The organism is Hymenobacter terrigena, assembly GCF_054776515.1.
The window spans coordinates 640236-665643 of sequence record NZ_BAAHBU010000004.1; the positions used below are offsets into that span (position 1 = coordinate 640236).

21 protein-coding genes and 1 tRNA gene are annotated in these 25408 nt (G+C 61.3%); 10 read left to right on the forward strand and 12 right to left on the reverse strand.

Annotated features, from left to right (window positions below; translation table 11 throughout):
- The first annotated feature begins 15 nt into the window (after nt 1-15).
- From ACYU7Q_RS19115 to ACYU7Q_RS19130, 4 genes are all read left to right on the forward strand, one after another.
- Nucleotides 16-1512, forward strand: coding sequence for a M16 family metallopeptidase (locus ACYU7Q_RS19115; protein ID WP_460611058.1), 1497 nt, complete (start codon nt 16-18; stop codon nt 1510-1512).
- Nucleotides 1513-1602: 90 nt separating this feature from the next.
- A complete protein-coding gene (locus ACYU7Q_RS19120) occupies nt 1603-1776 on the forward strand; it encodes a hypothetical protein (RefSeq protein WP_460611059.1) in 174 nt (57 codons plus the stop codon).
- 156 nt (nt 1777-1932) lie between these two features.
- Nucleotides 1933-3933, forward strand: coding sequence for a sensor histidine kinase (locus ACYU7Q_RS19125; RefSeq protein WP_460611060.1), 2001 nt, complete (start codon nt 1933-1935; stop codon nt 3931-3933).
- A gap of 30 nt (nt 3934-3963) precedes the next feature.
- Nucleotides 3964-5403: an amidohydrolase family protein gene (locus ACYU7Q_RS19130; RefSeq protein ID WP_460611061.1), complete on the forward strand. Its 1440-nt coding sequence runs from the start codon at nt 3964-3966 to the stop codon at nt 5401-5403.
- 147 nt (nt 5404-5550) lie between these two features.
- Here ACYU7Q_RS19130 and ACYU7Q_RS19135 read toward each other — a convergent pair whose 3' ends face one another.
- Nucleotides 5551-8199: a DUF5686 and carboxypeptidase regulatory-like domain-containing protein gene (locus ACYU7Q_RS19135; protein ID WP_460611062.1), complete on the reverse strand. Its 2649-nt coding sequence runs from the start codon at nt 8197-8199 to the stop codon at nt 5551-5553.
- A 189-nt stretch (nt 8200-8388) separates the two neighbouring features.
- On the opposite strand from ACYU7Q_RS19135, the gene ACYU7Q_RS19140 reads away from it, so the two are divergent.
- A complete protein-coding gene (locus tag ACYU7Q_RS19140) occupies nt 8389-8895 on the forward strand; it encodes a regulatory protein RecX (RefSeq protein WP_460611063.1) in 507 nt (168 codons plus the stop codon).
- A gap of 35 nt (nt 8896-8930) precedes the next feature.
- Here ACYU7Q_RS19140 and ACYU7Q_RS19145 read toward each other — a convergent pair whose 3' ends face one another.
- Nucleotides 8931-9566, reverse strand: coding sequence for a DUF4230 domain-containing protein (locus tag ACYU7Q_RS19145; protein ID WP_460611064.1), 636 nt, complete (start codon nt 9564-9566; stop codon nt 8931-8933).
- 66 nt (nt 9567-9632) lie between these two features.
- Between ACYU7Q_RS19145 and ACYU7Q_RS19150 the strand changes: the two genes are divergently transcribed.
- Complete coding sequence (locus tag ACYU7Q_RS19150; RefSeq protein WP_460611065.1) at nt 9633-10802, forward strand: hypothetical protein; 1170 nt, start codon at nt 9633-9635, stop codon at nt 10800-10802.
- Here ACYU7Q_RS19150 and ACYU7Q_RS19155 read toward each other — a convergent pair.
- The 5 genes from ACYU7Q_RS19155 to ACYU7Q_RS19175 all read right to left on the reverse strand — a co-directional run bounded on the left by ACYU7Q_RS19155 (nt 10799) and on the right by ACYU7Q_RS19175 (nt 16364).
- Complete coding sequence (locus ACYU7Q_RS19155) at nt 10799-11722, reverse strand: 1-aminocyclopropane-1-carboxylate deaminase/D-cysteine desulfhydrase (protein ID WP_460611066.1); 924 nt, start codon at nt 11720-11722, stop codon at nt 10799-10801. The two genes, ACYU7Q_RS19150 and ACYU7Q_RS19155, sit on opposite strands and share 4 nt — an antisense overlap.
- A gap of 11 nt (nt 11723-11733) precedes the next feature.
- Nucleotides 11734-12798 (reverse strand): MbnP family protein, encoded by a 1065-nt coding sequence (locus tag ACYU7Q_RS19160; RefSeq protein ID WP_460611067.1) that lies wholly within the window; start codon nt 12796-12798, stop codon nt 11734-11736.
- Between the two features lie 74 nt (nt 12799-12872).
- Nucleotides 12873-15407 carry a YfhO family protein gene (locus tag ACYU7Q_RS19165; protein WP_460611068.1) on the reverse strand — a complete coding sequence of 845 codons (2535 nt, stop codon included), beginning with the start codon at nt 15405-15407 and terminating at the stop codon, nt 12873-12875.
- A gap of 159 nt (nt 15408-15566) precedes the next feature.
- Complete coding sequence (locus tag ACYU7Q_RS19170; protein ID WP_460611069.1) at nt 15567-15833, reverse strand: DUF4834 family protein; 267 nt, start codon at nt 15831-15833, stop codon at nt 15567-15569.
- A 93-nt stretch (nt 15834-15926) separates the two neighbouring features.
- The gene (locus tag ACYU7Q_RS19175; RefSeq protein ID WP_460611070.1) at nt 15927-16364 is read right to left on the reverse strand and encodes a hypothetical protein; all 438 of its coding nucleotides are present in this window, start codon (nt 16362-16364) and stop codon (nt 15927-15929) included.
- A 136-nt stretch (nt 16365-16500) separates the two neighbouring features.
- Here ACYU7Q_RS19175 and ACYU7Q_RS19180 point away from each other — a divergent pair.
- The 3 genes from ACYU7Q_RS19180 to ACYU7Q_RS19190 all read left to right on the forward strand — a co-directional run bounded on the left by ACYU7Q_RS19180 (nt 16501) and on the right by ACYU7Q_RS19190 (nt 19697).
- Nucleotides 16501-16576, forward strand: a tRNA-Thr gene (locus ACYU7Q_RS19180).
- A gap of 346 nt (nt 16577-16922) precedes the next feature.
- Complete coding sequence (locus ACYU7Q_RS19185; protein WP_460611071.1) at nt 16923-19226, forward strand: molybdopterin oxidoreductase family protein; 2304 nt, start codon at nt 16923-16925, stop codon at nt 19224-19226.
- A 12-nt stretch (nt 19227-19238) separates the two neighbouring features.
- Nucleotides 19239-19697, forward strand: coding sequence for a molybdopterin oxidoreductase (locus tag ACYU7Q_RS19190; protein WP_460611072.1), 459 nt, complete (start codon nt 19239-19241; stop codon nt 19695-19697).
- Nucleotides 19698-19739: 42 nt separating this feature from the next.
- On the opposite strand, the gene ACYU7Q_RS19195 is transcribed toward ACYU7Q_RS19190, so the two are convergent.
- From ACYU7Q_RS19195 to ACYU7Q_RS19210, 4 genes are all read right to left on the reverse strand, one after another.
- Nucleotides 19740-20768, reverse strand: a complete 1029-nt coding sequence (locus tag ACYU7Q_RS19195) for a tellurite resistance/C4-dicarboxylate transporter family protein (protein WP_460611073.1) — start codon at nt 20766-20768, stop codon at nt 19740-19742.
- Between the two features lie 79 nt (nt 20769-20847).
- Entirely contained in the window at nt 20848-21627 is a 780-nt protein-coding gene (locus ACYU7Q_RS19200) for a geranylgeranylglyceryl/heptaprenylglyceryl phosphate synthase (RefSeq protein WP_460611074.1), read from the reverse strand.
- Complete coding sequence (locus ACYU7Q_RS19205) at nt 21599-22447, reverse strand: hypothetical protein (RefSeq protein WP_460611075.1); 849 nt, start codon at nt 22445-22447, stop codon at nt 21599-21601. The genes ACYU7Q_RS19200 and ACYU7Q_RS19205 overlap by 29 nt, the downstream gene beginning before the upstream one ends.
- Before the next feature lie 12 nt (nt 22448-22459).
- Nucleotides 22460-22837, reverse strand: a complete 378-nt coding sequence (locus ACYU7Q_RS19210; RefSeq protein WP_460611076.1) for a phage holin family protein — start codon at nt 22835-22837, stop codon at nt 22460-22462.
- Between the two features lie 143 nt (nt 22838-22980).
- Between ACYU7Q_RS19210 and ACYU7Q_RS19215 the strand changes: the two genes are divergently transcribed.
- Entirely contained in the window at nt 22981-24120 is a 1140-nt protein-coding gene (locus tag ACYU7Q_RS19215; RefSeq protein ID WP_460611077.1) for a DnaJ domain-containing protein, read from the forward strand.
- Nucleotides 24121-24203: 83 nt separating this feature from the next.
- On the opposite strand, the gene ACYU7Q_RS19220 is transcribed toward ACYU7Q_RS19215, so the two are convergent.
- Complete coding sequence (locus ACYU7Q_RS19220) at nt 24204-24770, reverse strand: fasciclin domain-containing protein (RefSeq protein ID WP_460611078.1); 567 nt, start codon at nt 24768-24770, stop codon at nt 24204-24206.
- Between the last annotated feature and the right edge of the window lie 638 nt (nt 24771-25408).

Below are 25408 nucleotides of genomic sequence, written 5' to 3' on the forward strand. Positions count from 1 at the left end.
TTCCCTCCTATCGCCATGAACAAGCTATTTATCGGGCTGCTCGGTGCGGCCCTCGTTGCCAGCGGCGCGCCAGGAGCGCAGGCCCAGAAAGCCCCCGCCAAACCCAAAGCCTCGGCTAAGCCCGCCACCACACGAGCCGCCAGCGTAAGCAAGGCCGTGGCTGCGGCCAATACGCCTGCCGCTCCCAAGGAAACCCCGCCCGAAGGCAGCGCCCCGCGCGACTTTGCCTTGCCCGCCAAGGAAGAATTCACCTTGGATAACGGCCTGAAGGCCCGGCTGGTGCCCTACGGACAGGTGCCCAAAGTGACCATGATGGTGGCCATTCAGGCGGGCAACGTGCACGAGGCGGCCAACGAAGTGGCCGTGGCCGACCTGCTGGCCAAGCTGTTGCAGGAGGGTACGCCCACCATGACGGCTACCCAGCTGGCCGAGAAAGTGGCCCGCATGGGCGGCGTGCTCAACATTTCGGCCGGTGCTGACCAAACCACGCTGCAGGCTTCCTGCCTGAGCGAATACGCCCCGCAGCTGGCCAGCCTGCTGGCCGAGGTGGTGATGCACCCCGCCCTACCGGCCTCGGAGCTGCCCCGCCTCAAAACCGACCTGAAGCGGCAGATGAACCTGGCCCGCGCCCAACCCAGTACTCAGGCCCGCCAGAAGTTTTCGGCCGCCATCTACGGCAGCCACCCCTACGGCCGGCCCTTGCCCACCGATGCGCAGCTCGATGCCCTGGCCCTGGAGCAAGTGCAGAACTTTTATCAAAAGCAATACGGTGCCCAGCGCACCAGCGTGTACGCGGCCGGGCTGTTTGATGCGCCGGCGCTGCGCCAGGCCATTACCAGCGCGTGGAAAGACTTCACGAAGGGGCCGGCCCCGCTTATTGAAGTGGCCAAGCCGCTGACCAGAGGCGACATTCTCACCCAGGACCGTCCCAGCGCGCCGCAGTCGACCATTGTGGTGGGCCTGCCCGCCGCCGACCCCACCAGCCCCGACTACATCCGCCTGCGGGTGACGAACTCGCTGCTCGGCGGCTCGTTTGGCTCGCGCATCACGCGCAACATTCGGGAGGACAAGGGCTACACCTACTCGCCCTACAGCTACCTGGAAACCCACTACCACACCGGCAACTGGAGCGAAAATGCCGACGTGACCACCGCCGACACCTACAATTCGCTGCGCGAAATCATGAACGAAGTGGAGCGCCTGCAAAAAACGCCGCCCACCGAGGCCGAGCTCAAAGGCATCCAGAATTACGAGAGCGGCATGTTTGTGCTCCGCAACTCCAGCCCCGGCGGCATCATCGGCCAGCTCAACAATCTTGATTTGCAGGGTCTGCCCGACAGTTTTCTTACCGAGCAGGTCCAGAACATCAACGCCGTGACGCCCCAGCAGGTGAGCGCCACCGCCCGCAAATACATCCGCCCCGAGGCCATGACCGTTGTGGTTGTGGGCGATAAAAAGCAGGTCGACCCGCAGTTGAAGAAATTTCAGGCCGAGCGCAAGAAACCCCTGTAGCGCCGCTGCCGAGGCTGGTCTGGTGTTGATAATGTTGATAAGCCTGCGGCTGGCGGGCACAAAAAAGGTCCGCAATTGCGGACCTTTTTTGTGCCCGCCAATCCTAGGTTAGCCGTGTTTTACTCATTTAAGCTTGAGCAGCTGGCCCCGGAACCGGCGGGCGAGGTGAAACAGGCCGTGCATCAGGGCTTGGTGCGGATGCACGAGCAAGAAGCACATTGCGGCGGCTTGTTTATCAATATGTTCTTACTTTTTATCAACTAATTCGGAAAAATATTCTGTTTTCTAATTAGTCGGCAAGCCTAATATTTCGTTTTTACGTAACTACCAGCAATTCGCAAGCCGTAGCGACGTTCCTCTCTTTCCTAGCCCGGTTTTTGCAAGCCGACCTTCCTTTCCGTTCCTTTCCGCACTTCTATAATGCCTGTTCCAGCCGCGCGACTGCTGCTGCTATTCCTATGGCTGTCCCTCACTGGCTGGGGGCATCGTGTTCATGCCCAAACCCCGGCTACTGATAGCCTGCGGCGCGTACTGGCCCGCACTCCCGCCGACTCGGCCCGGGTGCTGCTATTGCTGGAACTGGCCCGCACCTACCGCGCCTCGCAGCCCGACTCGACGATGTACCTGGCCCAGGAAGCCTGGCAGCTGGCGCGGCAGTTGAATTTTGACCGCGGCCGCGGTCGCGCCCAGGGCATGATTGGCATGGTGCTGCGCGAACGCGGCGACCTGCCCAAGGCCTACGCCAACCAGCTGATTGCCCTGCAGATAAGCCGCCAAAGCCACGACGCGGAAGGCGAAGCCTACAACCTCAATTGCCTGGGCAACATCAGCCTCGACCTGCGCCAGTACCCGCAGGCCATCGGGTATTACCGGGCTTCGGAAGCGCTGTATCGCCGCCTGCACCGGCTGCCGTGGGTGGCGGGCGCCCTCACCAACCTGGGCAATTGCTACGAGAAGCTCAACCAGCTCGATTCGGCGTTGGCCCTCCAGCAACGGGCCGAAATGCTCCTCGCCCGAAACCTGCGGCCCCGGCTGTCCGTGGTCGCCCTGGCCCTGCGCAACATGGGCATGGTGCAGGCCCGCCTCGGTCACTACCCTGAAGCCTTTGCCTACTACCGCCGGGCACTGCGCGAAACGCAGACGACTAATGACCTGCGCAACCGGGCCATGGCGCACTACCAAATGGCTCTGCTGTTTGAGCAGTTGCACCAGGCCGATTCGAGCTTGCTGCACGCCCGCGCCGCATTGCGCAACGCGCAGGCCGTATCCTACCGCCTCACGGTGATGGGCGCCGGGGCATTGCTGGCGCGGCTCTACCAGGCCCGCCAGCGCCCGGACAGTGCGTTTCACTACCAAAGTCTGGCCGGGGTGGCGCGCGACAGCCTTTTTGGGCCCGAAAAATTTCAACAACTGGAGCTACTGGCTTTTAGCGAGCAGCAGCAGCAGCTTCGGCAGCGCGCGGCGCAGGAGCAGCAAACCGCCAGCTACCAGCGGGCGGCCCTGCTAGCCCTGTTGGGCGTACTGCTGACGGTGGCGCTGGTGCTGGGCTGGGCCAACCGCCGCCAGCGCCGCGCCAACCGCCTGCTGAACGAGCGCAACGCCCAGATTGAAGCCCAGCGCAACGCCCTGGATGAGGCCCTGACGGAGGTGCGCGCCATTCAGGCGCAGCTGGTGGCGGCCGAGAAATGGGCTTTCGTAGGCGAGCTGTCGGCCGGCATTGCCAACGAGCTGCAGAATCCGCTGGCCTTCATGCGCAAGTTTGCCGATGTGAGTGCGGGCCTGCTCGATGGGGAGGCAGCAGCCCACCCCGCCGGCCTGGAGCAGCAAATACTGGACGGTCTGAAGCAGAACCTGCGCGAAATCAGCGAACACGGGCAGCGGGCCTCGGCCATCATCGCCGATATGCTGGCCCACGCCCGCCCCGGCCCCCGGCAGCCCGTGCCCACGGACCTCAACGCCCTCGTTGCCGAAAACCTGCGCCTGGCCTACCAGGGCGCACCCGGCCAGGACCTCACGCCCGCCGTGGAGCTCGAAACCCATTTCGACCCCGCCGTGGGTAGCGTGGCCGCTGTGCCGCAGGAGCTGGGCCGGGCACTACTGAATCTGTTTGCCAATGCCTTCTATGCGGTTAGGCAGCATCAGCAAGCCAGTGGTCCCGGCTTCCAGCCCCAGGTGAGCGTGCAGACGCGCCGCATGGGCGACTGGGTGGAAGTGGAGGTGTGCGACAATGGCTTCGGTATCCCGGCCAACGTGGCGGAACGGGTGTTTCAGCCCTTCTTCACCACCAAGCCAGCCGGCGATGGCACCGGCCTGGGGCTGTCGCTGGCGTACGATATTATTACCAAGGGCCACCAGGGTACGCTAACGGTGGAAACGCAGGAAGGAAAATTCACCCGGTTCACGGTGCGCTTGCCGGCCTAACTTTGCCGGCCCTGCTTGTCACCGCCCGCAATGAAATTGTCCCGAGTTGTTTTTGGTTTGCTGGCGGCTGCGCTGCTGACCACCTGCGCCCGCCGCCCCACCAAACTGGAGATTTACGACGTGGTTATCAACCACGTAACCATTGTAGACGTGCGCACGGGCCATCTCACGCCCAACCAGGTGGTGGCCATTGCGAAGGGCAAAATTGTGAGCGTGCAGCTGGCCGACAAGGACAGCTACGCCGCCCGGCAGTATGTGAACGGCAACGGCCGTTACCTCATCCCCGGCCTGTGGGACATGCACGTGCACTTCCGGGGCGGCGACAGTCTGGCCGCGGCCAATAAAAAAAGCCTGACCCTGTTTCTGGCCCACGGCATCACCACGGTGCGCGACGCGGGCGGCGACCTCACGCCCAGCATCTTCCAGTGGCGGCGCGACATGGACGCGGGCCGGTTGGCGGGGCCGCGCATCTTCACCTCCGGCCCCAAGATTGATGGGCCAGGCGCGTACTGGCCGGGCTCGTTGGAAGTCGAAACCAAGGCCCAAATCAGCAAGGCGCTCGACTCCTTGCAGCGGCTGAAGGTGGACTACGTGAAGATTTACGACAGCAAGATTTCGGGCGCGGCCTACCTCGAAACCATCCGGCAGGCCCAGCGGCGCGGCCTGAAAACCACCGGCCACATGCCTTACTCCGTGAAGCTGAGCGACGCCGTGAAGCGCGGCCTCGACGCCACCGAGCACCTCTACTACTTATTTAAAGCCTGCTCCGGCAAGGAAGACAGCCTCACCGCGCTGGTGCGCAACAGCCTGAGCACGAGCAAGCCACTGGGCCTGTTTGCCACCTTGCCGGCCGTGTACGACACCTACAGCCCGGCCGCCGCCAGCCGCATCTTTGCCCTCATGGCCAAGCGGCACACGGCCGCCGTGCCCACGCTCTACATCGGCAAAACGCTGACGGAGCTTCCCGAAAACGACCACGCCCGCGATACCCTCCTGGCCTACATCGACCCCAGGATTCAGGCCACCTATCAGCGCCGCCTCACCAGCGCCCGCGTGCAGCCGCTGGCCAGCCAGAATTTCAGCAAGAAGTTGGAAGCCAAATTCATGAGCATGATTCCCACCATGCAGGCGGCCGGCGTCACGCTGCTGGCCGGCTCGGATAGCGGCCCGTTCAACTCGTTCGTTTACCCCGGAGCCTCGCTCCAGGAAGAGGTGATTTTACTGGTGAAAGCCGGCCTCACGCCGCTCCAGGCGCTGCAAGCCGCCACCCTCAACGGCGCCCGCTTCATGGGCGTGGCCGAGCAAACCGTGGCCATTGCCCCCGGCAAAGACGCCGACCTGGTGCTGCTGACCGCCAACCCGTTGGAAGACATCGCCAACATCAAAAAAATTGATGCCGTGATTTCACGCGGCAAAGCCTACCCGGCCGCCGCGCTGGCCAACATGATGCGCGCCATCCGCAACCCCTAGGACCACGGATTCGCTCGGATTTTTTCGGATTTCACGGATTTTGTGGACGATTTAACCATGATTAAACCTTCTGAACGAAAGTAAAATGTCGTTGAAGTTCGTCCATAAAATCCGTAAAATCCGGAAAAATCCGAGCGAATCCGTGGTCTAGAAACCTACCCCTATCCGCACGCCCGTGCCCAGCCGTTCCCCGCTCTGCAGGGCGGTGTAGAAATCCACCCGCAGCACTTTCAGAATGTGCTCCACGCCCGCGCCCAGCTCCACATAATGGCCAGCCTGGGCGGTGGTGAGGTAGTTGAGCGACACGACTTCCTGCCATTTCAGCTTGCGGAAAAGTGGGACTTTACTGAAGATGAAGCCGTTGAAATGGTGGTCGTAATGGGCTTCGAGGTAGGTGTTGTTGGTGCTGAAGCGATAGTAGTCGAGTAGCTGGAACTGGCTGAAGTTGCCACTCAGGATGGTTTGGTTACCGGAAAAGTGGCGGTAGTCGATGAAGGTCATCCCCTCCTGCTTGCCCACGAAGCCGCCCACATTCACACGGAAGTTGCTGGTGCCCAATAGCCCCAGTGGCACGGCATCGCGCACGCCGGCCTGCAGCAGCAGGTAGCGCACATCGGCCCCCAGCGCGTGCGGCACAGCCAAGCGGCCCTGCACATTGAAAGTGGGCCATTTCGAGCCGAGGTTGAATCGGCCATCGGGCCGACTGATGTAGCGCTGGCCGGGCTTGAAATCGGCCGACAGCGCCAGGGTGAGAATGCGGCTGCGGCCGAAGCCGGTATCGGGCAGCTCGTCGCTCACGGGCCGGTTGGAAGTGAAGGCGCGGCCGGGCACGTCGTGCAGCAAGCGGTCGGTGGTGTTGTACAGCTCGTGGCGGTCGAAATAGGCGGCGGTGCTGAGCAGCGTGAGGCCCGTCAGCGGCTCGGTGAGGTAGCTCAGCTCGGCTCCGTCGCGGCGGTAGAGCTTGGCGTAGTTGCGGTTGTCAAACAGCGTGTACACCGTGTTGATGAGCGGCGTCAACTGCGAGTTTTTATCGAAATTCTCGATGGTGCGGCCGGCCCTCAGGCCGATTTGCTGGCGGCGGGCCGGGTGCAGCTGCCAGCTGGCCTCCAGGCTGGGGTTCAGCTCGGTGCTGCTGAAGCCGTAGCGCAGCACCGGCGTGATGCTGAAATTCCGTCGGTCGTCGGTGCGCTTGCGGAAGGTGGCCTGGGCGTTGAGCACGGCCCCTTCCACGGTGTTGTACTGAAAAATCTGCGACACCGGCAGCACGTAGAACGACGTCTTTTTAAAGCTGTTGACGTGCGTGTAGCCGCCCAGCAGCAGGCTGATAGGCTCGAACTCGTTGCGCTTGCGGTCCATCGAATCCTGGTAGGGACGCGAGCGGCGGATGACTTCGGTGCTGTCCTTGACGCGATAATCTTTCTTTTCCTCCGCCGTGAGGGGCACCGGGCGCACGGCATCCCAGTAGGCCGAGTCGCGCTCGTTCACGCCTTTTTCCACTAGCTGCACCTCGCCGCGCGGCATCCGGGCGAAGGGGTCGTTGTGGAGCGAATCGCGCTGGGCCTGCTTCACTTTTTTGCGCACCTGGGCGCTGAGGCCGCGCAGGTCGGGCTTGCGCTTGCGGATTTGGGCGGCGGTTTCCTGGCCCACGGGGGCGTCGTTTTTGCCTTCGGCCACCACGGGCGGCGCGGCTTTGGGGGCGGGCGGCGTGGGGTAGGTGGGCACCACGTTGGCGTAGTTGGAAAGCACAGCCGTGATGTAGCCTGACCCTTTGAAACCCAGCCCCGACAGATTGGCCGTTACCTGCTGCGACTGAATGAGCCAGACGTTGGGATTGCCGGGCGCGGGCGCGTACTGCTGGGCCAGGTGCAGCTCGTCTACGTAGTCGAGCTGGGCGTCTTTGTCGAGGTGCAAGTCGACGGAATGAATGCGCCACGAGCCGTCGACGATGTAGATGAAGCCGGCGAAAACGGGGTCGGTGCGGCGGCGCGGCAGTACCCGGATTTTGTGCACCAGCACGCCGTCCTGCGGGGTGCTGCCCACCAGCTCGTACTTGTAGAACAGCATGGCGTTGCCGGCGATGGGCGACACAAACCCACGCTCCGAGAACCCCGGGTTTATCAGGTTTTCGTAGAAGCTCAGGTTGCGCCCCGCGCTGGCCCGGTTGAAGCTGATGCCGCGCGAGTCGCCGCTGATGCGGCTCGACAACATGCGCTCCTTGATGATATTGGGCTGCGTGAAGCTGAAATCCGACACGGTTTCGGAGAGGTAGAAAATGCCTTTTTTGATGTCCGGCCCCAGCTTGAACAGGCCCATGATTTTGGCCGGCGTGTCGGTGATGCGGCCCAGGGCTTTGATGTAGATGCGGGCGCGGTAGGCCGCCACCTCGCGCTTGTGGTAGGCCCGCCACTGCTGCGCCTCCTGGATGATGGCATAGGCCGGGTCGCGGTCGGAGGATTTCACCAGCACTTCGCCCAGGTTGTAGGCCTCGGGCTGAAGCGTGACGTTGACGGTGAGCGTGGAGTCGCCGCCCGGCACACGCACGGGCTCGATGTGCTGCTTGTAGCCCACGTACTGAAACACCAGCTCGTACTGCCCGGCCGGCAGCCGCAGCTGAAACTGCCCCTGCTCGTTGGCCCCCGTGCTGGTGGCCGCGCCGCGCACGGCCACGTTGGCGAAGGCCAGACCGGCCTTATCGGCCCCGCTCACCGTGCCCCGAATAACGCCGGCGTGGCCAAGAAACGGCGCGCTGCTCAGCAGCAGGGCAAAAAACAACCAGCGTATTGGTATCGGCAGCATAAATATCGGCGGGCAGAACAAAGGCCCCCCAAGGTACGCCCCGCCTGCAACTGATGCGCACCGAGGACCTAAAGGTTGCCTGACGGCTAAGAGCCCAACAAATGACGGCTCGTAATAATCCGTATCGGAGTGGTAACGAAGCCCCCGATGCGTTGTTAAGTGTTACTTGCCTTTCGAAAGCCCTTCCGCATGTTCAAAAACCCTGACAAAGCCTCCAAACAGTACACGCCCGGCGAGGCGTTGCAAAAAATCGCCGCCTTCTGCGCCTACCAGGAGCGCACCCAGAAAGAGGTAGAGCAAAAGCTAAAATCATACGGCCTCGACGAGGACGAAGCCGGCGAAATCATCATCCGACTGAGCCGCGAAAAGCTGCTGGACGAGGAGCGGTTTGCCAAGGCCTTCGTGCGCGGCCACTACCGCCAGAAAAAGTGGGGCCGCCGCCGCATCATGCAGGAATTGAAGCAGAAAGGCCTCAGCGAGTACTGCATCAAATCGGGCATGAAGGAGATTGACGGCGAAGAATACTACCAGAACCTGGTGGAGGTGATGGAGAAAAAAGACCGCCAGGAAAAGGAGAAAAACCCACGCGTGCGGCGGATGAAAATATCGCAGTACCTGACGGGGAAAGGCTACGAGCAGGATTTGATAAAAATCGCGCTCGATGAGCTGGGCAAAGCGCCGGAAGAAGATGAGTAGCCCGTAGCGTGGACTCTGCGAGTTCACGCTACGGGCTACTGCTTCGGCCCCACTGTCGGCAGCACCATTTGCTGCCCGATTATCACGCGGCGGCCGGTGAGGGTACGCAGCATGGGCACGAGAATCTGCTCGGCGTTGCGCTGCGTCTGGGCCAGGATGCCGGCTTGCAGGGCGGCGTTGCGTACCTGCTTTTCGGCGTATTTGTAGCCCTGGTCTACGAGGTCGGCATCCTGAAAAAAGCCGTTTTCGGTGCTGAAGACGCGGCTTTGGTCGTGGTTTACTTGGAAGGAGCACAGTTCCGGCGCAGGCAGCACTACACGCACGATGGAGTCACCCTCAAACACCACATCCTGCGGGCGGATTTTTCGCAGGTCGAGGCACCCCACGGCTTCACCGCCCACCACGAGGGCCACTTTGGCATCGGGCAGCAGCGGGTAGCGGCTGGCCCGGCGGTACTCCACAATGTCCTTGAACTTGTAGCGCACCAGCTCCAGCTTGCCCAGGGCTTCAACTTGGGTGAGCACGGTGTTGTGCGTGACGGTGACTTTGGGCTCCGTGTTCAGCGGGTTGAGGTCGGCGAGCGTGGGGCCGATTTTCTTCCAGAGAAACCACCCCAGCCCTACTAAAAACAACAGCGGCAAGAGGCGGCGAACGAGGCGGACTAAATTCATATCGGTGTAAAGTACGCAGGGCGCGGCGCGGCGTTGGGCCGGGCGGCGACCTAGCTTTGTGGCCTGATGCGCGTTCCGACTTCTTTTCGCTTGCTGGCCCAACGCTTGTGGCGGCACCACCCGGCGCTGCTGGCGGGGCTGTGGGTGCTGGTGCAGCTGGTGTACCTGCGCAAATTCCACGGGCCACGCTTTGCCAACGACAGCGGCCGCTACCTGGCCTACGCGGCCAACATCGCCGAGCGCGGCTACTTCGAGCCCGGCCACAACCTGCGCTACGTGCTCTACCCGTTGTTCCAGAGCCTGTGGCTGGGCCTGGGCCTGGGCTGGCGGGGCATAGTAGCCGGCCAGATGGCCATTTCGGCGCTGGCCACGCGGGCCATCTACCGGGGCACAAAGCGGCTGAGCCACGGCCAGTGGGGTGCGGCGGCCTTAGCCACGCTGCTGTTTATCGCATGGCCCGACATCCAGCCCTTCAACGTTTTCCTCCTTACCGAGTCGCTGTTTATCAGCCTGGTCGCACTGTCATTCGGAGCCTTCACGCGGGTGCAAAGCGGCCGACGCAAAGACTGGCTTTGGCTAATTATCGTATTAATTCTCACCGCTCTGGCCCGGCCCAACGGCTTCCTGGTAGCGCTGGCTGCCGCCCTGGCTGGCCTCGATGCCCTGCGCCGCCAGCCCAACCGTCGGCCGTGGCGCGCGGCTCTGGTTGTCCTGGCGCTGCTCTCGCCCCTGCTGTGGGTAGCCCTCAACCACCAGCTCACCACCTATTACCTGATGGACACCTACCAGCGCGGCGAGCTTATTTTCCGCTACCAGCTGTGGGCTGTGCACCAGGCCGCGCCGCTCAATATGCCGCCGCCCGGCACCGGTCCGGTAGCGCGGGTTGTTTATTTCGGCGTGCATAATCCGCTGTATCTGGGCCGCTTGATGCTGGGCAAGCTGTTCGTATTCATCAGCTACCTCAAGCCGCACTACTCACTGGCGCACCGGATTATTGGCGTGGTGGTATTGTGGCCGGCCTACTGGCTGGCGGCACGCGGCTCCCGGCGGGCCAGTGTGTGGCGGCCGGCGCGGGTGTTTTTGGCCGCCATTTTCCTGCTGCAAACGGCCACCATCATGCTGACTGTGGATGACTGGGACGTGCGGTTTCTGGCGCCGGTGCTGACGGTGGTATTCGTGCTGGCTTCGCTCGAAATAGCTGGCTGGCACGCGCGCAGAAAACCGGCCAAAGGTTAGCGCTTACTCCCAAACCGTTCCTCCCAGCCAGCCCACGCCTGCTGCCCGCCGGTGTGGATAGCCACCACCGTGCTACCCCGCCGGAAATAGCCTTTCCCAATCAGATCCAGCACGCCGAACAGCAGCTTACCGGTATAAATCGGGTCGAGCAACACGCCATGCCGCATGCGAAACTGTTGGATAAACGCCAATAATTCGGCCGAGTATTTAGCGTACCCGCCGAAGTGATAATCGGTCTGGAGCGAATAATTATCGAAGGTTAGCCCCGTCGTTGACTGCGTCAGCGCGTCGACTTCAGCGCGCAGGAAGCCGCCGTTTTTCAGCGCCGCCACGCCCACGGCGTGCTGCTGGCCGGCCAGGCCGGTGAGCAGCCCAGCCAGTGTGCCGCCCGTGCCCACAGCCACGGCCAGCGCATCAAAATCAACCTGCTGCCGAATCTCGGCCACGAGCTCGGCGCAGCCGGGCAGGGCCAGCACATTTGTACCGCCCTCGGGCAGCACATAGGCCGGGCCGAAACGGGCCAACTGCTCCGCCACAAATTCCGGTTCGGCCCGGCGGCGGTAGGCCGTGCGGTCGAGGTAGTGCAGGGCCATCCCATCGGCAGCAGCCTGGGCCAGCGTGGGGTTGAGGCCAGCCCCGGCCGCCGGTTCATCGCCCCGAATCAAACCAATGGTGCGAAAACCCAGGAGCCGGCCAGCTGCCGCCACCGCCGCAATATGGTTGGAATAGGCCCCGCCAAACGTGAGTAGCGTGTGATGGCCTTGCTCCCGGGCCGCTACCAGGTTGTACTTGAGCTTGCGGGCCTTGTTGCCGGGCAGGTCGGGATTCACTAGGTCGTCGCGCCACAGCAGCAGCCGTACGCCGTGGGCCGCCGCTACCGGCTCCACCAGCTCTTGAAGCAGCTCAGCCCGGGCAGGCATCCGAACCGAACCTAATTAGGATGAATAGCAACCACCTCAAACATACCGGCGGCGTAGTTCGACGCTATCGGCAGGGCACTGGAGCCGCCCATCACGTTGTTGAGGCTACTGAAATTAATCGGGTTGGGGCCATCAAACATTTTCAAAACATCAACCTTGTACTGCACTTCGGGCAGATGAGCCTCGCGCACCACCAGCGCGGAGATACCAAACGACGGACTTACCGTGCGAAGCGTGTTGTTGGGCTGCTGGAAACCTCCGATGTGAAACACCAAAGCGCCCTCCGACACTCCCGCCGCATGCGGAGCCTGTGGCGAGAGCCCTTCCATCTTCAGGAAAATATAGCCTGAATTCCAAGTCCAGAACATGCCGTTGCTGGGGTCCAAAGCTCCCGTTTGCGCGCCGCTCACATTCCGGGCGCTATCAACGCCCACCACAAAGCTCAGGCCCGTATAGCTGCCCACCGGCACTCCAGCAATGGTGATGGACTGCGAAGCCGGAGCAGCCGCCGACACTAGGTAGTAGCTGTTAGGCACCACGAAGGCCGAGCCATCGGCCCGCAACAGGCGCACGTTGGAGCAATAATAATTGAAAGTAGTTACCCGCAGCTGCTGACCATTTGCCCGCGTATACGCTTGGCCATTAAGCACCAGTGGTGCCCCGTCCATCACCGGGTTAAACTGTAGCACGATGCTGCTCGTGGCTACCGCCACGGCCACTGTGCCAACGAGCGTAGCAGTACTAGCTGTTATAGCCAGTGGCTGCGCGGCTGGTGCCGCAAAGCCCGTGGCAGGCGCAAACGTCAGCGTGTAGTTGCCCCCTGGCAAGTTGCTCAGCGTGAATGCCCCCGTGCCGGCCGCCGGCGTGACGGTATAAACAACACCAGCCGCACTGGTGGCCGTTACGGTCACAACCGCCCCCGCTGGGCTGATGGTGCCCGTGGCGCTACCCGTGGCAGGCGCTACCACAACCGGCGGGGTGACCGGTGCCGCTGGCTCCTCCTTCTTACAGCCGGCCAACAGGCCGAAAGCCAACAATTTCAGCCAGAAATAAGCAGGCAGTTTCCGGGTATTCATAACGCACCAAGACAATGGAAAATGAAAGAATTACTTCATGTAGAACCGGAATACCGGCCCCCAAGCGTCGTTTATTAGGCTACTGGGGCGGCCAATGCTAAATCATCGGCCGTTTCCTTCCGGCGAGCCGCATATACGACCACACCCACCAGCACTAGCAGCAGCGCAATGCTGGCCGCCAACGACACGCCATTGCCCACGGCGTAGGCCTTGGGCTCAAACTTAAACTCGATGGTGTGCGCGCCGGCCGGCACTTGTAGGGCCCGCAGCACGTAATCGGCGCGGATGTGCGGCACCGGCTTGCCGTCGATGAAGGCCTGCCAGCCGTCGGCATAATAGATTTCTGAGAATACCACCAAGCCGTCGTGGGTGGCATTGTAGCGGTACTTCAGCTCGTCGGGGCTGTAGTTGGTGAGGGCAATGTTGGAGCCGGCAATGTCATAGGTCGCAGCTTTTTGCTGCGGGAATTTGCTGGCGTCCACCACGGCCTCGGTAGCGGGGCTCAGGGTGCTGAGAGCGGCCATTTCCTGGTCGGGGCTATTCACGGTCTTCACCTGGCTCACAAACCAGGCGTTGCCCAGCGCGCCGGGGTTGCGCTGCACCGGCTGCTTGGCGTCGCCGGTGATGAGGTAGCGCGTGTTCAGCATGTTGAGCACCTGCTGGTTGTTGTTCGAAATCTGGCGCTCGATGAGGTCCTGGTAGCGGCGCAGCTTGGCCCCGTGGTAGCCCCCGATGCTCTTGTGGAAGTACGAAGTCTGGGCTTCGTTGAAGGGATTTTGCATGTTGAGCACGCGGTAGCTCAGGTCTTTATCCTGCAAAATCATCTGGTCGGCCGGGCTGGGCTGGAATTCCTCGGCGATGGTTTCGCGCTGGAATTTATTGTCGCCAAGGTAGCGCTTGTCCACGCCCCACAAATCCACCAGCACCAGCCCCACCATGATGGCCGCGGCCGGCACCAGTTTCAGCTGGCCTTTCAAATGGAAATACAGCACGCCCAGCGCCGCGCCAATGAACAGCAGCCCACGCCACACGTCGTTGCGGAGCAAATCGGCGCGGTCGGCGCGCAGCGCGCCCAGCAGCTGCGGCGTGAAGCCCTGCTTGGTCAGCTCCCCATCCACGGGAGCGGCAAAATCGAAGCTGAAGCTGGCCAGGTAAGCCAGCACGCACAGCCCGGCCGTAATCGCACCGGCATACAATACCTTGGGCAGCAACGCCGCCGCCTCGGCCGAAATCGGCGCTTTGGTGCCGGGCAGGGTAGGAGCCGCAGCCGGCCGGGGCCGCAGCACCCGGCTCAGGGCCAGCGCACCCAGAATGGGCATGGCCAGCTGCGCAATCACCAGCGCCATGCTCACGGCCCGAAACTTGTTGTAGCCCGGCAGCAGGTCGAAAATCAGGTAGTTAAACGTCTCAAAGTTTTTGCCCCAGGCCAGCAGGATGGAGAGGATGGTGCCCGCCAGCAGCCAGTAGCGCGTGCGCTTCTCCACCACAAATAGGCCCAGAATGAACAGGAAGCACACTACCGCGCCCATATACACCGGCCCGGCCGTGTAGCTCTGCTGCCCCCAATAGGTCGGCATCGACCCCAGATATTCCTGGGGCAGGCCGGCTTTGGCGAGGTTAGAATCGGTGCTCAACGGCATGGAGCTGGCCCCACCGTAGAAGTTGGGAATCAGCAGGGTAATGGTCTCGCCCACGCCGTAGCTGTACTGGAATGCGTAGTCGCGGTCCACGCCCGAGCCTTCGTCTTCGGTTTTGGGAGCGGGAGCCTGGCCGGGGGCAGTCGGGGCGGGCGTTTTCAACTCACTCGGCCCGCGGTTGCTGTATTTGCTGTATTCAGCAGTGGTGTAAAGGCGACCGAAGCTCACGCCCACGGCCAGGGCCGCGCCCAGCGCCAGCAGCGCGGTGCGCTTGGCAAACTCGGGCAAGCGACCCGCTCGCACCGCCGCTACCAGTTCAATAATCCCGAAAATAGCTACCAGCAACAGCAGGTAGTAAGTAATCTGGAGGTGGTTGACGTGCACGTTCAGCGTGAGGCCCACCGCAAACAGGGCCGCACCCAGCCACTTATCGCGGCGGTACGTCACGAGCAGGCCGCCCAGTACCAGCGGCGCATAGGCCAGGGCCAGGCTCTTGGTGTTGTGGCCGGCGGCCAGAATGGCCAGGTTGTAGCTCGAAAAGCCCAGCGCCACTGCGCCCGCCACCGCAATGAGCGGCCGCACGCCCAGCGCCACCAGCAGAATGTAGCCGCAGAGCAGCGCCAGAAACAGGTTGGCCACCACGGCGGGCAGGCCCAGCGTCATGGCCTTCTGCAAATACCCCGACCAGTCGCCCGGAAAGTGCAGGCTGATGAGGTACGTCGGCATGCCCGAGAACATGGAATTGGTCCACAGTGCCTCCTTGCCCATGGCTTTGGCATATTCCTGCGCCTCGTGCGCGCCGCCCTGGAACTGGGTAATGTCGTGCTGGGCCAGGGTTTTGCCATCGAACATGATGGGTGCGAAATACACGCAGGCCAGCAGCACGAAAAACAGCACCGCCAGCACGTGTGGCAAAGCCCGCTGCCACCACGGCGCGGACGAAACAGAAGGAGCAGAAACAACAGCAGCCATCAGGGCAATTTTGGGGAAAATGAAAACGTGCCCGAAGGTACAGTAGAACCGCGCTATCACTCCTACCGCGCGGTTTTGGAAAGGAAAAAGAGGTTTCGCCAGGCAGCGCGAACGTCAGCCTGACGAAACCTCTTTCTCCTTTCACAATATTTTCTCTCCTTACTTCACTTCCTCAAAATCAACATATTCTCCACCCTTGAAGTCGTGCGGTTGGTTGCTATGGTTTGTGGTGGGCGGCACATAGTCCACCCGCACTTGGCCGGGCCGGGAGGTGGGGCCAGCGTCGGGCCGCGCCTGGGGCGGCACCACAAAGCCGCCGTCGCGCATCTGCTTGCGCACAAAGCCGCTCAGCGCCAGCCGCAGCACAATGGGCAGCAGGTAGCGAATCGCGAAAAAAATCAGAATGAAAATGAGCCAGAATTTCATAGAGCCGGAAACGTAAACACCGCCGCAAAGTACGGTCAGCGCCTGCTGACGTGTGACCGGCGCTTTTGCTTTACGCAAACTACCTGCTTCAGCTTATCGTTTCCGCAGGGCCCGCGCCACGGCACCGGCTACCAGCCCGCCCACGGTATACCAGGCCACCGTCATGGCCTGGGTTTGGGGTGTGCGGTTGGTAGGGGCCGTGCCCAGGCCCATTGGCCCCGGCAGCAGCACGCCACCCACGCCAGCCAGTGCCCCCAGGGCTAAGCCGCGCGTCAGCGCGTGCCGGCCGCTGCCCACCATACTGTAATACAAGCCATTGCTCAGCACATCGCCGGCCATGGTCATATCGAACAACGTGTGGTTGTCGGGCTGCGGAGCATCCGCTTTGCCCAGCAGCTTGCGCAGGCCGCGCATGCCCAGCACATCCATGCGGGGCGCGTCTTCGGGGCGAAGCCGGCGGACGGTTTCGTGCAACAGCGTGAGGGCCACAGCACCGGCCAGGCCGGCCGTGAGGGAAGGCAGTAGTTTCATGGGACGACAGATTTGTTGCGAATGCAAACGCATGGCACCGCGTTCGGTTGCTAAATTTTTCTCCATCAGTGGTTGCGCATCTTCCGGCCAATTGCCTATCTTTGCAGCCCCTTCCAAAACCGTTGGTCGGGCACAAGCCGATTTAGCTCAGTTGGTAGAGCAGCTCATTCGTAATGAGCAGGTCGTTGGTTCGAGTCCAATAATCGGCTCCAGTTTAGTTCGGGAAGTTGCTTCTTACTCCACAGAAGCAGCTTCCCGTTTTTTTATGCGCAAGCAATTCGGAGGCTGCTACGCCCGAGTTGCCAATAGGTGCGCTCCGCACCGCTGCCGATTTCGCGGCTATCGGACCCGGCTTTTAACGACAGAACTTAGCTGAAGCGTGGCGGCCGCAAGCCCTACGGAAGCTGCAACTTGAGCGCTCCGGCAGCACTGTTCGCATTAAAAAAGAATTAAAATGGTGTTCTACCCAGTCGCCATTTTTGCGTGGGCTGCGTAACGAGGCTACCAAATTGGAGCCGCACGGCGCAGGCTGAGCGGCTTTTTACCCTTGTCTTGACTATGCCGGAAACCCGCGACAGCATCCACGACATCTGGGGTCCCCGCACGCCCCACCAGGGCCGGTGGCCCGTCCGCATCGACGAACGCACCACCGCTGAGCCCGACCACTGGGTGCAATCGGCCTGTGTATTGTGCTCTAATGGCTGCGGCTGCGACATTGGCGTGAAAAATGGCCGCATCGTGGGCGTGCGCGGCCGGGCCGTCGACCGCGTAAACCACGGCCGTCTCGGGCCCAAGGGCCTGCACGGCTGGGAGGCCAACAACAGCCCCGACCGCCTCACCACGCCGCTCATCCGCCGCAATGGGCAATTGGAGCCCGCCACCTGGGAGGAGGCCATGAGCCTGATTGTGGATAAATCCAAGGAGCTCATTGCCCACGACACCAGCGGCGCCATTGGGTTCTACACCTCGGGCCAGCTCTTCATCGAAGATTACTACACGCTGGGCGTGCTGGGCAAAGCCGGCCTGGGCACCCCGCACATGGACGGCAACACCCGCCTGTGCACCGCCACGGCCGGGGCCGCACTCAAAATCAGTTTCGGCACCGATGGGCAGGCCGGCTCCTACGCCGACCTCGACACCACCGAGGCGGTGTTGCTGGTGGGCCACAACATGGCCTCGCAGCAAACCGTGCTTTGGGCCCGCATCCTCGACCGGCTGGCCAGTCCCAATCCACCCAAGCTGGTCGTCATTGACCCGCGGCGCACCTTCACCGCCGAGCAGGCCACCGTGCACCTGGCGCCCCGCGCCGGCACCAACGTGGCCGTGCTCAACGGCCTGCTGCGCTTGCTGATTGAAAACGGCCACGTCAATTACGACTTCATTGAAAACCACACCGTGGGCTTCGAGGAGCTGGTTAAAACCGTGGGCAAGTGGACGCCGGAGCGAGTAGAAGCCCTGACCGGCGTGCCGGCCGACCAGCTACGGGCAGCGGCCGATATTCTGGGCACCTGCCAAACGCTCGTTTCTACTGCTTTGCAGGGCGTATACCAGTCAATGCAAGCCACGGCAGCGGCGGTACAGGTCAACAACATCAACCTGCTGCGCGGGCTGCTGGGCTCGCCGGGCAATGCCATCCTGCAGATGAACGGGCAACCCACTTCGCAAAACACCCGCGAGTGCGGGGCCGACGGCGACCTGCCCGGCTTCCGCAACTGGAACAACCCGGACCACATCAAAGAACTAGCCGAGCTCTGGAACGTAGACGTGGACAAGATTCCGCACTGGGCGCCGCCCACTCACACCATGCAAATCTGGCGTTACTGCGAAACCGGCACCATCAAGCTGCTCTGGATTCAGGCCACCAATCCGGCCGTGAGCATGCCCGAACTGGGCCGCATCCGCAAAATTCTGGAGAAGAAAGATTTGCTCGTCATCGTGCAGGATGCCTTCATGACCGAAACGGCTAAGCGGGCCGACGTGGTACTGCCGGCCGCGTTGTGGGGCGAAAAAACCGGCACCTTCACCAACACCGACCGCACGGTGCACATCTCCCACAAAGCCGTGGACCCGCCCGGCCAAGCCCGGCCCGACTTCGAGATTTTCCTGGACTATGCGCGGCGCATGGATTTTCGGGACAAGGACGGGGCACCACTCATCAAATGGAACACGCCGGAAGAAGCCTTTGAAGCCTGGAAAGCCTGTAGCAAGGGCCGCCCCTGCGACTACTCGGGCATGAGCTACGCCAAGCTCTCCGCGGGCTCAGGCATTCAGTGGCCCTGCAACGAGCAATACCCCGACGGCGCCCCCCACCTCTATCCCGACCACCGGTTCAACACCCACGCCGACTACTGCGAAACCTACGGCTACGACCTGGTGACGGGTGCCGAAAAAACGCCCGAAGAATACAAAGCCCACGCCCCCAACGGCCGCGCCGTGCTGCTGGCCGCCGACTACGAACCACCCCACGAAGAACCCGATGAGACCTATCCGCTGTGGTTCACCACGGGCCGGGTGGTGCACCACTTCCACACCCGCACCAAAACCGGCCGCGCCCGCGCCCTGCAAGCCGCTGCCCCCGAAGGCTTTGTTCAGCTCTCGGCCGAAGACGCCACCCGCTACGGCATTGCCTCCGGCGATTTGGTGGAAGTGACCTCCCGCCGCGGCCGGGCCACCGAACCGGCCCGCATCGGCGGCATCGAGCCCGGGTTGGTGTTTATGCCCTTCCACTACGGCTATTGGGACCAGGAGGAAGGCGGCCGCCCGCGCGCTGCCAACGAGCTGACCCTAACCGAATGGGACCCCGTGAGCAAGCAGCCGCATTTCAAGTACGCCGCCGTGCGCATTCGCAAAGTCACCGCTTAATTCCGCGTCGCCATGCACTTAGGAAACTACCTCGGCCTTCTCGAAAACAGCGAGCAACAACTCACCGATGCTTTTGAGCTGGTATCGCGGCACCACAAAGACGAGCCCGACATCGAGCAGATGTGCCGGAAGCTGTCGGCGTGGTCGCGCGAGCACCACGGCCGCATAATGGGCTTCGTGGAGAAATACTCCGAAGACCGCAGCCGCGAGCCCCATAACCTGAAACGTGACCTGTTTACCGAGCCCCGCAAGGGTAGTTTGGCCCTGTTGCGCGACCTGCACGACCTATGGCTGCTCACCCAGGAAGTGCAGCTCTGCTGGACGGTCATTCACCAGGCGGCGCTCGCCCTGCGCGACGAAGACCTGAAAGCCGCCTGCGAGTTTTGCAGCACCCGCACCAAGCGCCAGACCGACTGGCTCCTCGGCCGCGTCAAGCAAGCCGCTCCGCAAACACTGGTGGTGGCGGAGTGAGCGGCTACTGTCGGGGCGCATCAGGACGGCCAGGAGCTTTTTTCAGGCAGTGCTTTCCTTCCGTGCGTGCAGGAAGCTCAGCAACATACCGGCGAAGGTCAGTCCCCAAACCAGCAGGGCCACGTAAATAAAATAAGTCGGCACGACCTTGAGCGCGGGCAACGAAAGGGCTTCACTCAATTGAAAGGTAGCCGCAGTGTACATGCCTAGCGGAAACACCATGCTCCAATACGGGGCACTGTAGGCAAAAGCGGGACGGGTGTTCCAGTGGTTCCAGGCGCGCAATATGGCCACCAGCGGCAGCCACCACGTGCTCACGGCCCAAAACAACAGGCACAAGCCCCGCACAAACGGCAGCAGGCTCAGCAACGCCCGCGTTTCTTCCATAGCTTGCACCAGCGCCGCGCCAGCCAGCACGGTAATAGCGCTGGCCCCTACGCTTATCCAGTACGCCGCGCCCACTTCTTCCTCCCGCAGCCGCACAAACGTGAGGCGGTAAAACAGCAGCGTAATGAGCACAAAGTAAAGCACCGCGCCCAACAGAAACGCGCTGGCGATGCCCATCAGCCCCATTTCAGCTGAGGCCGCCCAGCTTGGCACCAGCTTAGCCCCGAGCACGGCCAACGACTCGGTGGCTACCACCAGCAGCAGCCACGCCCCGGTAAGGCCTTTTTCCAAGTCCGGTTTCTCTTCGGCGATGCTCACGCCCACCAGCAGGGCGTAGAGCAAAAGCAGCCAGCCAGCGGCTGCCACCAGCCATAAAGTTCCGCCCACGGTACTGTTGTGACGCAACTGCACAAATTGGTTGCCCACCAAGCAGCTAGCTGGCACAAACGCCAAGAACAGCGGCCCCTTGGCGTGGGAGGTCAAATCAGCCCAGAAAGGCTTAAAGGCGAGCAATGCCCGGCCCAACAGCAACAGCCCACACACCGGGTACGCCACCAAATTGACGTAGAAAAGCCCATTTGCAACACGTTCCAGGTGCAACTGCTGGGCCACCAGGGAAATAATACCGGTGGACATCACCAGCGCGAAGTATGCGGGCGTGAATTGCTCAACAACCTTTCTCATCGCGGCATATACTTCATTCGCACCCCGCAAGTTAATGCCGAGCTTATGCGGCGGTCCGCCCGCAAGCAACATGGGTGCGCTACTGCGCCAGTACCTGGGCCACCTGATTGAATGAAGCAACCACCCCCACTGCTTCGGCCAGAAACTCCGGCTTATCCTCAATGTGGTTGCCCACCACCACCACATCGGCCCCGGCCGCCAAAGCGGCATACACCTTCTCGCCTGAATTCAGCCCCCCGCCCACGATGAGGGGCGCGCTCACCGCCTCGCGCACAGCCGCAATCATTGCGCCGGACACCGGATTTTGGGCGCCGCTGCCGCCATCAAGATACATCAGCTTTAATCCGAGCTGCTCGCCGGCCAGCGCGGTGCAAGCCGCAATGCCCGGCTTGTTGTGCGGCATGGGCATGGTGCCGCTCATGTAAGAAGCCGTGGTGGGCCGCCCCGAATCGACCAGCATGTACCCCGTGGAAAGCAATTGCAGGCCGCTGGCCTTCAGGCGCGGCGCCGCCACTACGTGCTGTCCAATCAGAAAATCAGGGTTGCGCCCCGAGATGAGCGAAAGCAGCAGCAAGCCATCGGCCGGGCCGTCAAGGTGCATGCTATGGCTGGGAAACAGCAGCACCGGCACATCCGAATGAGCCTTAATTAACGTGATGAGGGCAGCCTGATGCGAACTAAGCACCAGGCTGCCCCCCACAAAAAAGTAATCAACTGGATGCGCTTCGCTCAGACTGAGCAGGTGCAACAGACTGGTTTCATTCAGGTTGTCCGGGTCGAGCAATACAGCCAGCGCTTTGCGGCCGTGCTGCTGCCGGGCGCGCAGCGCATCATAAAGGCTTAAGGGGGTTGAACGCATCCGAGGAGTCAGAAGGAGCAGACGAGGCGACGGGAGAAGCCCCGGTTTCGGCCTTGGCGTAGCCGGGAGAAGTCGCAAGGTCGGCATTTTTGTCCGCCGGGAAAAACTCACCTACTTTTTTCGTCACCATGGCCAAAGCTAAGGCAGCAGCCTGTGCCACCAGCACCTTGCCCGTATCGGACTGCAAAAAAGCTTGCAGCACCGAGCCTACCATGCGCGAGCGCGAATTGGCGGCGCTGGCAGCCGGTGCGGGCTCATCAAAAGCGTGCGAAGCCGGCAGACGGCGGCTGTCGTCGTAAGGCAAATCTTGGAAGGGGTCTTCTTCAAATTCTTCATCGGCAAAGGCCGCGCCGGCGGCAAAAGGAGCCGTGGAAGCATTTTCCGAAGCATAATCTTCCGTATGCAACCCCGTAGAGCCAAAGCCCAAATCATCGGTCTCGTGAGCATGCTCGTGGTGCTCCACAAAAGCGCGGGCTGACTCCTCAGCCGACTTATGCGCCAGGTCATCCCCTTTTTTGCCGTTTTTATCCTTCTTGCTTTTGCTGCTGGAATAATAGTCGGCTCCGAACTCGTAGTCATGCTCGGCCTCGTTGTACTCGGCCGTGTGCTGCTTCTGCGTGCGCTTCTTGCCACCAATCAGCTTGGTGATAAGCCACACGCCGCCGGCCAGGCCAGCGCCTACCAGCGCCACCTTGCCCACCACCACCGACTGGTCCTTGATGTGGTCCACGTCGCCACGCAGGGCGCGCTCGTATTCCAGTTTTTTACGTTCGAGGAATTCCTTTTCCTCGTCGAACAGGGGGTTTTGCAACTCACTCATGCTAGGGTTGGCTTAAGCTTGGCGTTTGTCAGATTTATAAATGGTATCCTTGAGCACCTTGTTGGCGAGGCCTTGGAAAGCGGTTTTGTCGACGCCTACCAGCACCAGCACCAGCAGCACCAGGTAGAAGCCCGCTACAATGCCGAAGCCCCAGTATGGGCTATCCAGTGCGGCGTTTAAGGCCAGGCCGGCAAATATGCTCACAAAGATGACGAACAGCAGCCCCAGAACAGCCAAGGTCGCGCCGTGAATGGTACCCACGAAAATGGTGGATACTTTTTGCTGAATTTCCAGCCGAACCAAGTCGATGCGGGTATCAAGGTAGCCCGTCAGGTTACCAATCAGGCTGTCGTTTCGGGGGGTTTTGGAGGTATCGTCGTCGTTAAACATGCGGCGCGAAAATGGAGTGACACAAGAAAAAAAGCCCGACAGTTTCTCTGATTTCGCAGAAAAAAGCAGTGGACTTCGCCGGTTCTACGGAAAATTTCGGCGCGTGGCTGACTTTTGCACCCACCTTTGTGTTAGCCGCTAGCGTGAGTCAGAATCATTACCAAATTCTTGGAGTTGCCCCCACCGCCCCGGCCGCCGATATCAAGCGCGCTTACCGGCAGTTGGTGGTCCGCTACCATCCCGATAAGCATGGCGGCGATATACGCTACGAGGAGCAGTTTAAAGCCGTAGCCATAGCCTACGGCATCCTCGGCGACCCCGCCCGGCGCGCCACCTACGATTTCCAACTGGCCCAAGCCGCCCGCCGCGCCGCCGAAGCCCAACGCCAACAACAGCAACGGCCCGTCTCGCAGCATGTCTACGGCGTGCCCATGCCGCCCCCAGCCCCGCTCCGCACCCGCCCACCAGCCGGCAGCCGCGAGCGGCACTATCAGCGCATTCCCCGTCAGCGCCCCACCTTCAACCGACGCGACTGGCTGTTCACCCTGCTTTTCATCGCGGGCATTGTGCTTTTCGCCATGGCGGTAAAGGTCACCATGGACCGCGTCTCCGCCAATAGCAACTACAACGACGGCCTACGGGCCTATGTACGCGGCGATTGGTCCGCCGCGTACAGCTTCATGGACGAAACCCTGCACTTCCGCCCCGACTACGCCCCTGCCCTGCGCCGACGCGGCGAACTAGCGCGCCTCAGCCTCCAAGATGTCCGCGTCGCTCGTGCTGATTTTCAAGCCGCCCTGCAACACTCCCAATCCCGTCGCCTCACCGCCGACCTTCTATATCAGTTGGGACGCTGCGAGGCCGCTCTCGGTCGCGCCAGCACCGCTGACTTCGATTTCACGCGCTCCATCGCCCTGGACAGCACCCGCAGCGCTGCCTACCTGGCCCGTGGCGAAACCCGTCTGCTCGACCTGCACCAGCCCGACTTGGCCATAGCCGATTTCACCACCGGTTTGAATCAGTACCAGCGTGCCGGCCAAAAAGCCCCTGGGCACTATGTGCAGCTACGCGGCGTGGCCTTCGCTGCCATTGCCCGTTACCCCGAAGCCCGGGCCGATTACTTCCGCGTGCTCCAGGCCAACCCCACCGATGGCCGCACCCACTTTCTGCTCGGTAAGCTCGCCGCCCACACCGGCGACTCCACTGCCGCCTGCGAGTTCTACCGCCGCGCCCTAGCCCTGGGCTACGAATACGCCCGCACGGCCCAAGACGTCTGCCATTAACACGCCCCCATAAACGCAAACAACCGCCGCCGACATAAGGCCAGCGGCGGTTGCCGATGTTGCGTTCAAAAGCTCAGAAAACCTTACTGGGGCATCAGCACCGTGTTCACCACATGGATGACACCGTTGCTCTGCAGCACATCGGCGATAGTTACGGTCGAAATGCCGCCTTTCTCGTCTTTCAGTTCAATGGCTTTGTCCTTCATCATTGCCGTCAGGGTACCGCCACTCACCGTTTTCAGCGAAGCCTTCCCACCGCCAGCCTTGATGGCTTTCATAAGGTCAGCCGAAGTCATACGCCCTGCTACCACGTGGTAAGTCAGGATTTTGGTCAGCGTAGCCTTATTCTCGGGCTTCACCAGCGTTTCCACCGTGCCAGCAGGCAGCTTGTTGAAGGCCTCATTGGTAGGAGCAAAGACCGTGAAAGGGCCAGCGCCCTGCAGTGTCTCCACCAGACCGGCAGCTTTCACAGCGGCTACTAGCGTGGTGTGGTCTTTCGAGTTAACTGCGTTTTCAATGATGTTTTTCGTGGGGTACATGGCCGCACCGCCCACCATTACGGTCTTGGTCTTAGATTGGGCCGAAACGGTGGTAGTGGTAGCAACGCTGAACAGAGCAACGAAGGCGAGCGAAAACAGAGTCTTTTTCATGGATATGAAGAAATGCTTGGGTGTTTTGAATGATGCTCCACCTACGCCACTCCTTCATCTAGCGGATTGCCTCGGCAGTAAAAAATTTATGGACACGCAAATAATATCTTCACATGAAAATAATACATAACACTAATAATCAATATATTACTTAACCAAAATATAAATACCCTAGTAACGCTTATGCCTGCAATATTTACAATTCAACGGTTACTCGACTCCAAGTGAGTTGTGCCATTCTGCATATGCAAGTATCCATTATGTCGTTACTAATTTATCATCTAATAAGCTTTATCTAGCGCATAATTCCTCTCAACGTAACGCTAGCAGTGTCGGGACCATCAGCGCTGCAGAAAACCATACTGCTCTGCATACAACTAATTTGGCACCAGTACCTGACACCAAAATATTTGGTACCAATACAGCAGGCTAAGGCAAACAATACTGTTATACTGGTCAACTTCTCTACAAGTGAGAAGTCATATCGCCGCATTCAATTCCAGCAGTTCTGGTTCAGCACGACGTAAAGCAAAAATCCCTCTTGGTTGCTGGCGAAAGCATCCAAGAGGGATTCTCCTTGTAAAAGGTTGGCGGCGACCGACTCTCCCACCGGTGAAGGCAGTACCATAGGCGCACCG

Bases quoted from the DNA above. Each gene is read 5' to 3' on its own strand.
- ACYU7Q_RS19195 (WP_460611073.1), bottom strand. From the start codon at position 20,768: ATGAGAAAGGTTGTTGAGCAATTCACGCCCGCATACTTCGCGCTGGTG.
- ACYU7Q_RS19145 (WP_460611064.1), bottom strand. From the start codon at position 9,566: ATGAATTTAGTCCGCCTCGTTCGCCGCCTCTTGCCGCTGTTGTTTTTA.
- ACYU7Q_RS19125 (WP_460611060.1), top strand. From the start codon at position 1,933: ATGCCTGTTCCAGCCGCGCGACTGCTGCTGCTATTCCTATGGCTGTCC.
- ACYU7Q_RS19185 (WP_460611071.1), top strand. From the start codon at position 16,923: ATGCCGGAAACCCGCGACAGCATCCACGACATCTGGGGTCCCCGCACG.
- ACYU7Q_RS19165 (WP_460611068.1), bottom strand. From the start codon at position 15,407: ATGGCTGCTGTTGTTTCTGCTCCTTCTGTTTCGTCCGCGCCGTGGTGG.
- ACYU7Q_RS19170 (WP_460611069.1), bottom strand. From the start codon at position 15,833: ATGAAATTCTGGCTCATTTTCATTCTGATTTTTTTCGCGATTCGCTAC.
- ACYU7Q_RS19160 (WP_460611067.1), bottom strand. From the start codon at position 12,798: ATGAATACCCGGAAACTGCCTGCTTATTTCTGGCTGAAATTGTTGGCT.
- ACYU7Q_RS19155 (WP_460611066.1), bottom strand. From the start codon at position 11,722: ATGCCTGCCCGGGCTGAGCTGCTTCAAGAGCTGGTGGAGCCGGTAGCG.
- ACYU7Q_RS19200 (WP_460611074.1), bottom strand. From the start codon at position 21,627: ATGCGTTCAACCCCCTTAAGCCTTTATGATGCGCTGCGCGCCCGGCAG.
- ACYU7Q_RS19220 (WP_460611078.1), bottom strand. From the start codon at position 24,770: ATGAAAAAGACTCTGTTTTCGCTCGCCTTCGTTGCTCTGTTCAGCGTT.
- ACYU7Q_RS19130 (WP_460611061.1), top strand. From the start codon at position 3,964: ATGAAATTGTCCCGAGTTGTTTTTGGTTTGCTGGCGGCTGCGCTGCTG.
- ACYU7Q_RS19135 (WP_460611062.1), bottom strand. From the start codon at position 8,199: ATGCTGCCGATACCAATACGCTGGTTGTTTTTTGCCCTGCTGCTGAGC.
- ACYU7Q_RS19115 (WP_460611058.1), top strand. From the start codon at position 16: ATGAACAAGCTATTTATCGGGCTGCTCGGTGCGGCCCTCGTTGCCAGC.
- ACYU7Q_RS19205 (WP_460611075.1), bottom strand. From the start codon at position 22,447: ATGAGTGAGTTGCAAAACCCCCTGTTCGACGAGGAAAAGGAATTCCTC.
- ACYU7Q_RS19210 (WP_460611076.1), bottom strand. From the start codon at position 22,837: ATGTTTAACGACGACGATACCTCCAAAACCCCCCGAAACGACAGCCTG.
- ACYU7Q_RS19190 (WP_460611072.1), top strand. From the start codon at position 19,239: ATGCACTTAGGAAACTACCTCGGCCTTCTCGAAAACAGCGAGCAACAA.
- ACYU7Q_RS19175 (WP_460611070.1), bottom strand. From the start codon at position 16,364: ATGAAACTACTGCCTTCCCTCACGGCCGGCCTGGCCGGTGCTGTGGCC.
- ACYU7Q_RS19150 (WP_460611065.1), top strand. From the start codon at position 9,633: ATGCGCGTTCCGACTTCTTTTCGCTTGCTGGCCCAACGCTTGTGGCGG.
- ACYU7Q_RS19140 (WP_460611063.1), top strand. From the start codon at position 8,389: ATGTTCAAAAACCCTGACAAAGCCTCCAAACAGTACACGCCCGGCGAG.